A 13,336-nucleotide genomic window follows, 5' to 3' on the forward strand; every position below is an offset into this window, starting at 1 on the left:
ACCATAGCTTTTCGACTGTCCAGGCAAGCGACAAAGTTTACGAAAACAGCCTATGAAAAAAAAACAGTATTGAAGCGTTTTCAATAACTAAGGACTGAAAATTCCCTCTTGTAAAATAATTAGATCGTATTTATAATGACTAATAACACGGTAATGTCTTTTACAAAAGGACAATTGTTCACTATAAATAAACGGTAAAGGGAGATGAAACAGTGAAAACGATTTACGTTGGATTGCTTGGGCTTGGAACGGTTGGAAGTGGTGTAGTCAAAATTATCGAAGATCATCAGGATAAGCTTATGCATTTAATCGGTTGTCCTGTGAAAATAAAAAAAGTATTAGTACAAAATATTCATAAACATCGACAAGTAGATATTGATCCTTCCGTATTGACAACAAATGTATCAGAAGTCATTGAAGATCCTGACATCGACGTCATTATTGAAGTGATGGGCGGAATTGAGCATACAAAGAACTATCTATTAGAAGCGTTAAGCCGTAAGAAACATGTCGTTACAGCCAACAAAGATTTAATGGCCGTTTATGGAACACAACTTTTGAAAACCGCAACAGAAAACGGCTGTGATTTATTTTATGAAGCAAGTGTTGCAGGTGGTATTCCTATTATAAGAAGTCTCGTTGATGGCCTTGCTTCTGATCGTATAACGAAAATGATGGGAATTGTGAACGGAACGACAAATTTTATCTTAACGAAAATGTCTAAATTCGGAAGTCCGTATGAAGAAGTGTTAAAAGAAGCGCAGCGATTAGGTTATGCAGAAGCAGATCCAACATCTGATGTTGAAGGATTAGATGCCGCACGGAAAATGGCGATTTTAGCTAGACTAGGATTTTCAATGGAAGTTGATTTAGATGACGTTGAAGTGAAAGGAATTACGGACATTACCGAAGAAGATATTAATTATAGTAAACGTCTTGGCTATACGATGAAATTAATTGGAATTGCTGATCGTACTGGTGATAAAGTTGAGGTAAGTGTGCAGCCGACATTATTGCCTGATTCTCATCCATTGGCATCTGTTCATGATGAGTTTAATGCCGTTTATGTGTACGGAGAGGCAGTTGGGGAAACGATGTTTTACGGACCAGGTGCCGGCAGCTTGCCAACAGCAACAGCAGTTGTATCAGACCTTGTTGGCGTGTTAAAAAATATGCGTCTTGGAGTAAACGGCAGAAGTGCTGTTTCACCTCAATTCGAGAAGCAAATGAAGTCTCCTGAAGAAATTTTTGCCCAATACTTTTTGCGTATTCATGTACAAGATCAAGTGGGGGCATTTTCAAGCATTACCTCTCTTTTCTCAAATCGAGAAGTAAGCTTTGAAAAAATTCTTCAGCTCCCATTAAAAGAAAAAGATTTAGCTGAAATTGTTATTGTCACACATAAAGCTTCCAAAAAAGATTTTGAAGAAATTTTACAGCAATTAAACGATTTAGATGTTGTAAAAGAAATTAAAAGTGCATATCGCGTAGAAGGGAACGGTTGGGGATGAGATGGAAAGGATTAATTGAACATTATAAAGAATATTTGCCTGTTACAGCTAACACTCCTTCATTAACCTTAAATGAAGGAAATACGCCTCTTATTTATTTGGAAAAGATGTCAAAACAGCTCGGTATTGAATTATATGTCAAAACAGAGGGGACAAATCCTACAGGTTCATTTAAAGACCGTGGAATGGTTATGGCAGTGGCAAAAGCGAAAGAAGAGGGAAGTACAACGATTATGTGTGCTTCAACAGGAAATACATCTGCAGCAGCTGCTGCGTATGCAGCAAGGGCTAATATGAGATGTATTATTGTCATTCCAAACGGAAAAATTGCTTTTGGGAAATTGGCTCAAGCGGTCATGTATGGAGCCGAAATTTATGCCATTGAAGGAAATTTTGATGATGCTTTAAAAATGGTTCGGGAAATTTGCAACGAAATGCCGATCACTCTTGTCAACTCTGTTAATCCATATCGCATTGAAGGCCAAAAAACAGCTGCTTTTGAAGTATGTGACCAATTAGGAAAAGCTCCGGATATTTTAGCGATTCCTGTCGGAAATGCTGGGAATATTACAGCTTATTGGAAAGGTTTTAAAGAATATCATGAAAAACATCAAACAGGACTACCAAAAATGCATGGATTTGAAGCAGAAGGAGCAGCTGCGATTGTCAAAAACCAAGTCATTGAAAATCCTGAAACCATTGCGACAGCCATTCGAATTGGTAATCCAGCTAGTTGGAAGTTTGCGGTAAATGCAGCAAACGAATCAGGTGGAAAAATTGATATGGTGTCAGATGAAGAAATTCTACACGCCTATCAACTTGTTGCGCGGACAGAAGGGGTGTTCGCAGAACCAGCTTCATGTGCTTCAATTGCTGGTGTTTTAAAAGATGTAAAATCCGGAAAAATCCCTCAAGGCAGTACGGTTGTTACCGTTTTAACAGGGAATGGCCTGAAAGATCCGAATACAGCTATTGATGTATCGTCTATCAAGCCAGTTGTGTTGCCGAATGAAAAAGAAGCCGTTTTACAGCATTTAAAAGAGGTTGTGACATCATGAAAGAAGGCGAAATGTTAAAGATTAGAGTTCCAGGAAGTACAGCCAATCTTGGTCCTGGATTTGATTCTATCGGTTTAGCATTAAATCGATATTTAACATTATCGATTTCTCCTTCGCATCAATGGTTTTTTGAGCCGCTTAGCCAAGAGGTTCAAGATATACCAAAAGGAGAAGAAAATTTAATTTATAAAGTTGCTGCTTCTCTTGCTGAAAAATATGGAAAAGATCTTCCTCCTTGTCATGTTAAAGTAGAAAGCAACATTCCAATGGCACGTGGGTTAGGAAGCAGTGCAGCAGCGATTGCAGCTGGAATTGAGCTTGCCAATAAACTTGGAAACCTTCAGCTTTCTGAAAAAGAAAAGCTTCATTTCGCTAGTACACTTGAAGGGCATCCAGACAATGCAGGTGCATCATTATTAGGTGGACTAGTCATTGGATTGATAGGTGAAAATGAAACAGATCTTGTAAAGATTGATGATGTTCAAGTCGATATTGTAGCGGTCATTCCTCCTTATTATTTATACACAAGCGATTCGAGAAACGCATTGCCGAAGGAATTCCGCTATCAAGATGCCGTGAAAGCAAGCGCTATTAGCAATTTGCTAGTAGCTAGTATCATCCAAAATAATTGGGAGCTAGCAGGAAAAATGATGGAGCTCGATTTATTCCATCAACCTTATCGCAGCAAGCTTGTTCCAGAATTACTACAAGTACAACGGGAAGCGAAACAACTCGGCGCATATGGAACCGTTTTAAGCGGTGCTGGACCGACCATTTTAACATTTGCACCGAAAGGGATGGGGGATTTTATCGCTTTTAAGCTCCAAAAAGAATTTGATCATTGTGAAGTGACACCACTTTTTGTTGAGCGAAAGGGCGCCCAAGTATTTTATGAAAGAGTTGAAAATCATACGTAGAAAGCCGGCATCTTGCCGGCTTTCTGTTTATTAATATTAAAATACTTGTTCTACTTCGACGATTCCTGGCACTTCTTCTAGTAAGGCGCGTTCAATTCCTGCTTTTAGCGTAATGGTTGAGCTTGGACAACTTCCGCAAGCCCCTAAAAGACGAAGCTTTACGATACCGTCTTCCACATCTACAAGCTCACAGTCGCCCCCGTCACGAAGCAAGAATGGACGAAGTTTATCAAGAACTTCTTGAACTTGTGCTTTCATTTCTTGATTTGACATTATGAATCGACTCCTTTCCCTTAGCTCTATTATATTCAAATCCATATAGAAAATCTAATCAATAGCTACGAATATCCAGGCGTGTTGATTAACCAATAATAACCAGTTGAGATGGCTCTATTTCTAGCTTTTCTGACATACGATTCTGTATTTTAAGTAAAATAATGGATAATCAACACTTGTGACGAATATCTATTTCATTGTATCACATTTTGTATATTTCTAATATGGATATTTAAGGATATGCATTGTTCATAGAAAAAAGCTTTGTGATCGACTACAATAAAAATAACAAGTCGCTAAGGAGGGATAAAATTGGTGAAACCAGTGGAGATTTGTGTTTATGGGGCGGATGTTTTATGTCCAAGCTGTGTCAATTTGCCATCTGCAAAAGAAACATATGAATGGCTGCAAGCCGCTTTAGCTCGAAAATACCCAGAACAACTTTTTTATATTGAATATATAGACATTTATTCACCGCCTGAAGATGAACAGAAAAAAGAGTTAGCTGAAAAAATATTAAATGATGAATATTTTTATCCATTAGTGTCAATTAACGGAATCGTCGTAGGAGAAGGCAATCCTCATTTAAAAGTCATTTATGCGGAAATGGAGAAAAACGGCTATAAACCAAAAGAATCATAATCAGGTAAAAAAGCGGACATGTAGGAATGCCCGCTTTTAGTGATTTCATGCTGATAGTTATCCGTTATGATATTTATACATCCAAAGAACTCCTGATTTTAACAATCTTGGCACTCGTCCAATAAGTGGGCGATCGCCTACCACTCCAAATCCTGACTTCTTACCGAGTGAACCAAGAACCCCTTTTAGCTTAAATGGAGGAAACTCTTCAGGAAGTGGTTCATTATTCCATCGTTTCACAAGCACTTGCACAATTTGTTCTGCTTGTGCCTCTGCTAATTGAGCACTCGGCGCATGTGGCAAACTTGCACAATCCCCTACTACAAAAACGTGCTCGTCGTTTGGCAAATGATGATGCTTCGTTAAGACGACTCTGCCTTGTGCGTCTTTTTCGACAGGTAATTCTCGCACAACCCGGTTTGGTTGAATACCTGCTGTCCACACGACGACATCACATTCAACAGGTTCGTCATGATTATAGACGACATTTGGTTCAACCTTTGTAATATTGGCGCCATTAATGACTTCTACTCCATGTTCTTCAAACCAACTTTGAACATAATTACTTAAACGTTCAGGAAAGCTAGATAAAATGATTTTACCACGGTCAAACAGCTTAATTTTTAAATCTGGACGACTTTCTCGCAATTCACTTGCAAGCTCGACACCGCTTAAACCTGCCCCCACAATACATACGGTTGCTCCAGCACCTAAATTGTTTAACTTTCTATATGTTTCTCGTGAATTATCAATCGTCTGAATACTGCAAGTATATTCCTCTGCCCCTGGTACGTTATGGTATTTATCCTCACAACCAAGCCCGATTACTAAGTCATCATAAGAAATAGGCTCTTGATCCTTTAAATGAACAATCTTGTTGTTTATATCTATTTCTGTGACCTCTCCATAATGAACATGAAGTTGTGGGTGTTCAGGAAAAGAAACACGTACATGCTGATCTGAAATCGTTCCCGCAGCCAGTGCATAATATTCTGTCTTTAAGCAATGATAAGGGTTCTTGTCAATTAACGTAATTTCGACATCATTTGGCAATTGATTCGGAAGAAGACGGTGTAGTATTCGCATGCCGCCATATCCGCCGCCAAGTAACACTAATTTTTTCATTCAGGATTTCCCCTTTTTCCTCTTTTTCCAGCGAAAAAATTATTTAAATAGTAAAAATAATATATAAAATGCCATTAAAAGTATAACGAATTTGACACTAAATCACAATATTTTGAGGAAAAAATCAAAATGTATTATTGTATTATTTAATTTGGTGTAACATTTTTGGGTAAAAAATTGTCATAATATGATAACTGAATTAGAGAAGGAGATAAATGGAAATTCATCTGCTTTGACGGGTGATTGACTTATACGTTAAAGTATGTGTTATGGAGGGTAAAAAAAGTGAAACCGATTATCGAATTTTGTATGAGCAACTTAGCGAATGGGTCACAAAAAGCTTTAGAGCAATTAGAGAAGGATCCGAATCTTGATCTTGTTGAGTATAGCTGTTTGGGAAATTGTGGTAAATGCTTCGAATCATTATACGCATTAGTGAATGGCGAAGTCGTTGTAGGGGAGACACCAGAGGAACTTGTTAAAAACATTTATCAGTATTTAGAGGAAAATCCAATGTTTTAAAGGATAGACCCAAAAGGAACGGCCAAGTCCTTTTGGGCAATTAATCAAACATGTTTTATTAAAAATTTTCTTTAAAAATAAAATTTAAATAATTTTTGGTCTATATGTATTTACTTATCAAATGTGTTTTAATTTGGAAAGGAATTTAGAAAAAAAGTAGTAGACAAGAGTTTATTGTTCTTGTTATTTTAAAATAGTCAATAAAAGATTATTGAGGTGGAAAAAGTGATAAACATTTTGTGGGGTATTTTAGGTATTTTCGTCATTTTTGTAATCGCTTTTATTTTGTCTGAGAACAAAAAAAGCATAAATCCTCGTACAATATTAGGTGGACTCATCATCCAGCTTATTTTTGGGTTTATTGTTTTAAAATGGGATGTCGGACGTCAAGCCTTTCAATGGGTCACGAGCAAGGTTCAGGAAGTCGTTAACTTCGCATCTGCTGGTACGTCCTTTATTTTTGGCAGTTTAGCTGATCCAAGTCAACAAACTGGTTTTATCTTTGCTTTTAATGTATTAACACTCATTATTTTCTTCTCTTCCTTAATTTCGGTTTTATATTATTTAGGTATTATGCAATGGGTGATCCGCATTATCGGTGGTGCTCTTTCTAAATTATTAGGAACTAGTAAAGCGGAGTCTATGTCTGCCGCTGCTAATATTTTCGTTGGACAAACAGAGGCGCCGCTTGTCGTCATGCCTTATATAAAAAATATGACAAAATCTGAACTTTTCGCTGTTATGACTGGTGGTCTAGCATCTGTTGCAGGTTCTGTTTTATTCGGATATGCTGCACTAGGCGTCCCGTTAGAATATTTACTTGCCGCAAGCTTTATGGCTGCCCCAGCAGGGTTAGTTATGGCTAAAATGCTAGTTCCTGAAACAGGAAAACCTGAAACATTAGAAGGTTTTGAAATGGCTCATGACGATCATTCAGTTAACGTTATTGATGCTGCTGCAAGAGGGGCTTCAACTGGGCTGCAACTAGCTTTAAATGTCGGAGCCATGCTATTAGCATTTATTGCATTAATTGCACTTTTAAACGGAATTTTAGGTGGAATTGGCGGATGGTTTGGTGTTGAAAACTTATCTTTAGAACTAATTTTAGGTTATATTTTTGCACCGCTAGCCTTCGTCATAGGTATTCCATGGGAAGAAGCTCTTCAAGCTGGAAGCTTTATTGGGCAAAAATTAATCGTGAATGAGTTTGTTGCTTATTCAAATTTTGCTCCTGAAATTGCGAATCTTTCGGATAAAACGGTAGCAGTCATTTCCTTTGCGCTCTGTGGTTTTGCCAACCTCTCATCGATTGCGATTTTATTAGGTGGGCTTGGTGGGCTTGCTCCATCACGCCGTCAAGACATCGCTCGATTAGGTATTCGCGCGATCATTGCAGGTACACTAGCTAATCTTCTAAGTGCTGCCATTGCAGGTATGTTCGTTCTCTAATTTTCTTTAAAATGAAAACTCCTTGCCGTTAAATAGCAAGGAGTTTTTCATTTATATGAAAAAACGGGGGATATTTATATTGTTAACTTTTTTCCAACATTTTATACTAATAAAAACAAAATTTTGGGAGGAAATCATGAAAACATTTCAGTTTACTAAAATGCATGGATTAGGAAACAGTTATATTTATGTGAACATGTTTGAAGAACAAATTGAAGAATCAAAGCTTTCTCATTTGGCTATTCAAGTTTCAAACGTCCATACAGGAATTGGCTCCGATGGTCTTATTCTTATTTGCCCTTCGGAAAAAGCGCCTGTTAAAATGCGCATTTTTAACAATGATGGATCTGAAGGAAAAAATTGTGGGAATGGGCTTCGCTGCGTTGCAAAATATGCATATGAGCATAACCTAGTAAAAGAACGAAAATTCATGATTGAAACGTTATCAGGATTAGTAGAAGCAGAGGTTCATGTAAAAGGGAATATTGTTCACAATGTTACCATTGATATGGGATATCCTAGATTGCAAAAGAAAGAAATACCGATGCTAGGGAATCCTGAAGAATATACCATTTCAGAAAAAATGGAATTTAATGGACAGTTATATGATGTCACAACTGTTTCAATGGGAAATCCTCATATTATATTCTATGTCCGTAATATTGAAGAAGCCCCCGTTACAACATTAGGGCCTATCGTCGAAAAGGATCAACGATTTCCAGAAGGGGTTAATGTAGAATTCGTTGAAGTGGTCAATGAACAAGAAATTCATTTTCGTGTATGGGAGAGAGGATCCGGAGTTACACAAGCTTGTGGAACAGGAGCGTGTGCAGCAGTCGTAGCATCTGTTTTAAATAACCATACAAAACGCGGAAAAGAAACCGTCGTTCATCTTGCTGGTGGGGATTTGATCATTAACTGGACTGAAGATGGCCGTGTATTCATGACAGGACCAGCTGAAACGGTTTGCACAGGCACTTATTATTATGAGTAAATAGGTCTGTTTGGATCGTATTCGACAAAGTTTGGATCGTATTCGACAAAGTTTGGATCGTATTCGACAAAAAATAGATTGTATTCGACAAATATTGGACAGTATTTCCTTCATTATGATCGGACGGATACAAGCAAAACCTACTTATTTGAGTAGGAAACAGAGATGAGCTATACTTAAAATTAACAGATTGGAGGGATGAAGATGTCTGATATTATAACATTAACAGAAGCTGCTGCTTATCAAATAAAAGATATGATGAAAGAACATGGTGAAGAAGGTGCATTTTTACGGGTTGGTGTTAAAGGAGGAGGATGCAGCGGTCTTTCTTATGGAATGGGATTTGACCACGAAAAGAACGATGGTGACCATGAATTTACACAACATGGTATTACCATTCTTGTAGATAAAGAAAGTGCTCCTATTTTAAAGGGTACGAAAATTGATTATAAACAATCCCTTATGGGTGGAGGTTTTACCATCGATAATCCGAATGCCATCGCTCAATGTGGTTGCGGCTCTTCATTCCGTACGGCTACAAATGCTGGTACGCCTGAGGAATGTTAAAGGTGATAAGAAAATAGACAACAACAAACGGACCAAATATATGGTCCGTTTCTGTTTGAATATTTCTCCTCTTAATTTTAAGGAAAGAGCGATCTACTCATTAAACATGCTCGTACTATGCATCGGTTGGACGCGAGATTTAGGATCGATATAGGATTTGGCATTATTGACGGCTGTAGGCGCTTCCCCGAAGCCGCTTGCGATCAATTTTACCTTTCCATCATAAGTGCAAATATCTCCTGCTGCATAAATTCCTTTAATGTTTGTTTCCATTTTGGAGTTAACTAAAATGGAGTTTTTCTCAATTTCTAAGCCCCAATTTTTAATTGGGCCTAGTGAAGATACAAACCCGAAGTTTACGATCACATCATCAACATCGATGACTTCTTTGCGCTCACCTTTTACTTCCTCCAAGACGATTTGATTAATATTTTCATCGCCTATGAGTTGAACAGGAACGAAAGGAGTTAAAATCTCAGCATTTGAATTTTTCAAGTTTTCCACACTATGCTCATGGGCACGGAATTTGTCCCGACGGTGAACAACTGTCACTTTTTCAGCTATCGGTTCAAGCATTAATGCCCAGTCAACGGCAGAATCGCCACCACCACAAATGACAACACGTTTTCCAGCAAACTGATTTAAGTCATTTATAAAATAATGTAAATTCTTTCCTTCAAATTTTTCTGCTTCAGGTAATTGGAGTTTCCGTGGTTGGAATGCCCCGTTTCCAGCTGTAATAATAATTGTTTTTGAATAGTGTATCTCTTTGTTTGTTTTTAATTTGAAAATACCATCTGCTTGTTTTTCAACTTCTTGAACTTCTTGCTCTAGGCAAATGGTTTGCTCAAATTTAGCCATTTGTTCCTTTAAGTTATTGACTAGCTCTTGCGCCCGAATTTTTGGAAAACCGGCTACATCGTATATGTATTTTTCCGGATACAACGCCGAAAGTTGTCCTCCTATTTGTGGTAAGCTTTCAATGATTTTAACCGTTGCTTGTCTCATACCACCGTAAAATGCGGTAAATAACCCGACTGGTCCTGCACCAATAATCGTAATATCATAAATTTTTTGGTCTTCCTTCAACACTACATCCCCCCATGTCGCATCTTAAGCTATATGATAACATAAATTGATACAATTATCTTTAAATTATTTTCACGATGGAGATGGAATTTTAAAAAAATTTAAAAAAATAATAGGGCGATGTTCAGTTAAAAAGAAATAAGCTGACTTTTCTGAACTCATTTTCCACCTTGAAAAATGTCGAATAAAGAGCTATTATGACTATAGGCAATTATAATGTTAAGATTTTATGAAATTATTTTTACAAATTGTTGAATGTTTTTGCCAATGAAAGTGAAGATCTTCACAAACTTTTTTTCTGTTGTAAAGGATTCGAATGATTCCTTCCTTAATCAAACATTAATTTAGTGAAAAGGTTGGTGTGTCCTGTGAGAAAACCTAAAGTAGTTATTTTAGGCGCTGGTTACGGTGGATTAATGACAGCAACTCGCCTTCAAAAAATGGTGAGTGTAAATGAGGCTGACATTACGTTAGTCAATAAACATGATTATCACTACGAAACAACATGGCTGCATGAGGCTTCAGCAGGCACTTTGCATCATGATCGCTGCCGTTATCAAATTAAAGATGTTATTGATACAAGCCGCGTCAATTTTGTACAAGATACAGTGAAATTAATTAAAAAAGATGAAAAGAAAGTGATTCTTGAAAATGGAGAGCTTGAATACGATTATCTTGTCATTGCTCTTGGTGCCCATCCTGAAACATTCGGTATTCAGGGCTTAAAAGAATACGCTTTCACCATTTCAAATATTAACTCTGCTCGTCAAATTCGTGAGCATATTGAATATCAATTTGCCACTTACAACACGGAGGAAGTGAAAGATGATACACGTTTAACTATTGTTGTAGGTGGAGCTGGCTTTACAGGCATAGAGTTTTTAGGTGAGTTAGCAAACCGCGTACCTGAACTTTGCCGTGAATATGATATCGATCATAAAAAAGTGCGCATTATTTGTGTAGAGGCTGCTCCAACTGCATTACCAGGATTTGATCCAGAGCTAGTTGAGTATGCGGTTGAGCACTTGCAACGAAAAGGTGTCGAATTTAAAATTGGCACAATGATTAAGGAATGTACTGAAAATGGTATTGTTGTCGCGAAAGATGACAAAACGGAAGAAATTAAAGCAGGAACGGTTATTTGGGCAGCTGGCGTTCGCGGTAATAGCATTGTGGAAGAGTCTGGATTTGAAGCGATGCGTGGCCGGGTAAAAGTAGAAAAAGATTTACGTGCTCCAGGTCATGAAGACGTATTTATAATTGGAGACTGCTCTTTAATTATTAATGAAGAAACAGATCGACCATATCCGCCAACAGCACAAATTGCGATGCAGCAAGGTGAGGTTTGTGCGAAAAACTTAGCAGCATTAATTCGTGGTCAAGGTGAATTGATTGAGTTTAAGCCAGATATTAAAGGAACCGTTGCTTCATTAGGTGAAGACGATGCAGTCGGTGTTGTATTTGGTAAGAAATTAGTTGGCTCTAAAGCTTCCTTTATGAAGAAGATGATCGATAACCGTGCCCTTTATATGGTTGGTGGCGCATCTTTAGTTATGAAAAAAGGTAAGTTTAAATTATTCTAATTTTAAGGATAAAAAACACGAGCAAAGGACATATCCTTTGCTCTTTTATATTTATTTTAAATTTTCAAAAAATAAGAAAAAAGAAGAAAATCGGAGCAAATTATATTTGTATTCGCTTTCATACCCGTTTTTGCCGAAAACTCTCACTTTGCTGCTTATCGATAACTTGATAATATTATTCGAAAAGCAAAAGGGAGAGATTGTGATGACGACAACACAGATTAAACAAAAACGTTGTCCATATTGTGAAGGACAGGGATATTTCCAATTAATATTAGGTGGAACAGAAACGTGTCAATGCTGTAAAGGAACAGGGAAAAAACCTTAATTGCACACTAGGTCAAGCCGAATGATTGACTGTTAGGCGGTCATTCAGTACACTTAAAATGGTGTACTGGAGGTGATGGACATGCCAATGAGCTTACCTGTTCTCCTTATTTCGATGCTTTTATTTTTAGTCTTATTTTTTGGTATCGGGTTTTTATTAAATATGTTGCTTCGAATGTCATGGATTATGGCAATCATATATCCTATTGTATGTGTATTTATTATAGATGAGGTTCGCTTTATTGATTATTTCCGTTCCCCAGGTTCTTCCTTTGGGGCATTAGGAGATAAAATTACTTCTTTAGCTGTGGCGGACATTTTAATACTTGCAAGCGGATTACTAGGTGCTATTTTATCTGGAATTGTCATTAAAATGTTAAGAAACCGAGGATACCAAATGTTTTAGCGATGTATCAATAAGTAAAGATACATCGTTTTTTATTTCCTTCTCTCACCAAAATTTTATTTTTAACGTATATTTTCTAAATTTTTGGGAAACGACTAGATGTGAGAGGAGTGAAAAGGAAAAAAATGAAAAGTATAAGGACATGGTCTCGAAGGACATTGATGACCATCTTATTTATAACCGCTTTACTTTCAACGTATGAAGCAGTTTCAGGTGTTCAAGCAAAGGAAATTGTTCGATGGGGAACGAAGCAAATAGGCGTAACCTATGAAATGAAACAGACGGAATTTGCTGATAAGTTTTTACATAGACTTCCCGTTCCCGATACAAAAATATCGTCAAGCAGAAAAGAAGTAAATGAATCATTGACATTAGAAGATGCTGTTGATTGGTCGAAATATCCGAAAAAAACCGTTGTAGCAACCGGTTATACGGCAGGTTATGAATCAACAGGGAAGCATCCAGGACACCCTGGCTACGGGATTACATATTCCGGAGTAAAAGTAAAAAGAGATTTATATTCAACCATTGCTGCTGATTTAAATGTTTTTCCGATTGGAACAATTCTTTTTATCCCAGGTTATGGTTACGGTGTTGTCGCTGATAAAGGAGGGGCCATTAAAGGAAATCGCCTAGACTTATATTATGAAACAGTAGAAGACGTGTATAAGCATTGGGGAAAGAAAAAGCTGGATGTATATGTCATCAAAATGGGAAAGGGAACATTAAGCGAAGAAGAGTTAACAACATTAAATGAAAATGAATCCATGAAAGTATTTCGCCAAAAAATTATAAATTCGAAAAGCTAAGCGAATCGCTTAGCTTCAGACTTTCCAGTAAACGCTCGCAACTTTTACTTCCCCCTCCTCG

The 13,336-nt window shown here is 37.3% G+C and carries 15 protein-coding genes; 12 read left to right on the forward strand and 3 right to left on the reverse strand.

Annotation, left to right across the window (positions count from 1 at the left end):
* Nucleotides 1-212: 212 nt before the first annotated feature.
* From J2S06_RS05735 to thrB, 3 genes are read left to right on the forward strand one after another with little or no spacing between them, the layout of a single operon-like run.
* Complete coding sequence (locus J2S06_RS05735) at nucleotides 213-1,511, forward strand: homoserine dehydrogenase (protein WP_044747060.1); 1,299 nt, start codon at nucleotides 213-215, stop codon at nucleotides 1,509-1,511.
* Entirely contained in the window at nucleotides 1,508-2,569 is a 1,062-nt protein-coding gene (thrC, locus tag J2S06_RS05740) for a threonine synthase (protein ID WP_419151644.1), read from the forward strand. Before J2S06_RS05735 ends, thrC begins: the two co-directional genes overlap by 4 nt.
* Entirely contained in the window at nucleotides 2,566-3,486 is a 921-nt protein-coding gene (gene thrB, locus J2S06_RS05745) for a homoserine kinase (protein WP_419151613.1), read from the forward strand. The genes thrC and thrB overlap by 4 nt, the downstream gene beginning before the upstream one ends.
* A 36-nt stretch (nucleotides 3,487-3,522) precedes the next feature.
* Here thrB and J2S06_RS05750 read toward each other — a convergent pair whose 3' ends face one another.
* Nucleotides 3,523-3,759 (reverse strand): NifU family protein, encoded by a 237-nt coding sequence (locus J2S06_RS05750; protein ID WP_044747063.1) that lies wholly within the window; start codon nucleotides 3,757-3,759, stop codon nucleotides 3,523-3,525.
* 315 nt (nucleotides 3,760-4,074) lie between these two features.
* On the opposite strand from J2S06_RS05750, the gene J2S06_RS05755 reads away from it, so the two are divergent.
* A complete protein-coding gene (locus tag J2S06_RS05755) occupies nucleotides 4,075-4,404 on the forward strand; it encodes a YuzD family protein (RefSeq protein ID WP_419151614.1) in 330 nt (109 codons plus the stop codon).
* Nucleotides 4,405-4,461: 57 nt separating this feature from the next.
* On the opposite strand, the gene J2S06_RS05760 is transcribed toward J2S06_RS05755, so the two are convergent.
* Nucleotides 4,462-5,529, reverse strand: a complete 1,068-nt coding sequence (locus tag J2S06_RS05760; protein ID WP_044747065.1) for an NAD(P)/FAD-dependent oxidoreductase — start codon at nucleotides 5,527-5,529, stop codon at nucleotides 4,462-4,464.
* A gap of 285 nt (nucleotides 5,530-5,814) precedes the next feature.
* Here J2S06_RS05760 and J2S06_RS05765 point away from each other — a divergent pair, with 285 nt between their 5' ends.
* From J2S06_RS05765 to J2S06_RS05780, 4 genes are all read left to right on the forward strand, one after another.
* Entirely contained in the window at nucleotides 5,815-6,051 is a 237-nt protein-coding gene (locus J2S06_RS05765; RefSeq protein WP_083978686.1) for a YuzB family protein, read from the forward strand.
* 228 nt (nucleotides 6,052-6,279) lie between these two features.
* Nucleotides 6,280-7,500 carry a NupC/NupG family nucleoside CNT transporter gene (locus tag J2S06_RS05770; protein WP_419151645.1) on the forward strand — a complete coding sequence of 407 codons (1,221 nt, stop codon included), beginning with the start codon at nucleotides 6,280-6,282 and terminating at the stop codon, nucleotides 7,498-7,500.
* A gap of 136 nt (nucleotides 7,501-7,636) precedes the next feature.
* Nucleotides 7,637-8,494 carry a diaminopimelate epimerase gene (gene dapF / locus J2S06_RS05775; RefSeq protein ID WP_419151615.1) on the forward strand — a complete coding sequence of 286 codons (858 nt, stop codon included), beginning with the start codon at nucleotides 7,637-7,639 and terminating at the stop codon, nucleotides 8,492-8,494.
* A gap of 204 nt (nucleotides 8,495-8,698) precedes the next feature.
* On the forward strand, nucleotides 8,699-9,061 hold the full coding sequence (locus tag J2S06_RS05780) for a HesB/IscA family protein (RefSeq protein ID WP_044747067.1): 363 nt from the start codon (nucleotides 8,699-8,701) through the stop codon (nucleotides 9,059-9,061).
* 93 nt (nucleotides 9,062-9,154) lie between these two features.
* Here J2S06_RS05780 and J2S06_RS05785 read toward each other — a convergent pair whose 3' ends face one another.
* Entirely contained in the window at nucleotides 9,155-10,150 is a 996-nt protein-coding gene (locus tag J2S06_RS05785) for an NAD(P)/FAD-dependent oxidoreductase (protein ID WP_419151616.1), read from the reverse strand.
* Between the two features lie 359 nt (nucleotides 10,151-10,509).
* Here J2S06_RS05785 and J2S06_RS05790 point away from each other — a divergent pair, with 359 nt between their 5' ends.
* The 4 genes from J2S06_RS05790 to J2S06_RS05805 all read left to right on the forward strand — a co-directional run bounded on the left by J2S06_RS05790 (nucleotide 10,510) and on the right by J2S06_RS05805 (nucleotide 13,275).
* Nucleotides 10,510-11,733 (forward strand): NAD(P)/FAD-dependent oxidoreductase, encoded by a 1,224-nt coding sequence (locus J2S06_RS05790; RefSeq protein ID WP_419151617.1) that lies wholly within the window; start codon nucleotides 10,510-10,512, stop codon nucleotides 11,731-11,733.
* A 205-nt stretch (nucleotides 11,734-11,938) separates the two neighbouring features.
* Nucleotides 11,939-12,061 (forward strand): YuiA family protein, encoded by a 123-nt coding sequence (locus tag J2S06_RS05795; protein ID WP_160299039.1) that lies wholly within the window; start codon nucleotides 11,939-11,941, stop codon nucleotides 12,059-12,061.
* Nucleotides 12,062-12,142: 81 nt separating this feature from the next.
* Nucleotides 12,143-12,466 carry a YuiB family protein gene (locus tag J2S06_RS05800; RefSeq protein WP_419151619.1) on the forward strand — a complete coding sequence of 108 codons (324 nt, stop codon included), beginning with the start codon at nucleotides 12,143-12,145 and terminating at the stop codon, nucleotides 12,464-12,466.
* Between the two features lie 125 nt (nucleotides 12,467-12,591).
* A complete protein-coding gene (locus tag J2S06_RS05805; RefSeq protein WP_419151620.1) occupies nucleotides 12,592-13,275 on the forward strand; it encodes a 3D domain-containing protein in 684 nt (227 codons plus the stop codon).
* Nucleotides 13,276-13,336 lie beyond the last annotated feature (61 nt).

It is taken from the genome of Bacillus alveayuensis, from assembly GCA_030812955.1.
In the GTDB taxonomy this organism is placed as follows: Bacteria; Bacillota; Bacilli; order Bacillales; family Aeribacillaceae; genus Bacillus_CB; species Bacillus_CB alveayuensis.

Coding starts and splice junctions, on each gene's coding strand:
- J2S06_RS05795 (WP_160299039.1), top strand. CDS start 11,939: ATGACGACAACACAGATTAAACAAAAACGTTGTCCATATTGTGAAGGA.
- J2S06_RS05800 (WP_419151619.1), top strand. CDS start 12,143: ATGCCAATGAGCTTACCTGTTCTCCTTATTTCGATGCTTTTATTTTTA.
- J2S06_RS05760 (WP_044747065.1), bottom strand. CDS start 5,529: ATGAAAAAATTAGTGTTACTTGGCGGCGGATATGGCGGCATGCGAATA.
- J2S06_RS05780 (WP_044747067.1), top strand. CDS start 8,699: ATGTCTGATATTATAACATTAACAGAAGCTGCTGCTTATCAAATAAAA.
- thrC (WP_419151644.1), top strand. CDS start 1,508: ATGAGATGGAAAGGATTAATTGAACATTATAAAGAATATTTGCCTGTT.
- J2S06_RS05805 (WP_419151620.1), top strand. CDS start 12,592: ATGAAAAGTATAAGGACATGGTCTCGAAGGACATTGATGACCATCTTA.
- J2S06_RS05750 (WP_044747063.1), bottom strand. CDS start 3,759: ATGTCAAATCAAGAAATGAAAGCACAAGTTCAAGAAGTTCTTGATAAA.
- dapF (WP_419151615.1), top strand. CDS start 7,637: ATGAAAACATTTCAGTTTACTAAAATGCATGGATTAGGAAACAGTTAT.
- thrB (WP_419151613.1), top strand. CDS start 2,566: ATGAAAGAAGGCGAAATGTTAAAGATTAGAGTTCCAGGAAGTACAGCC.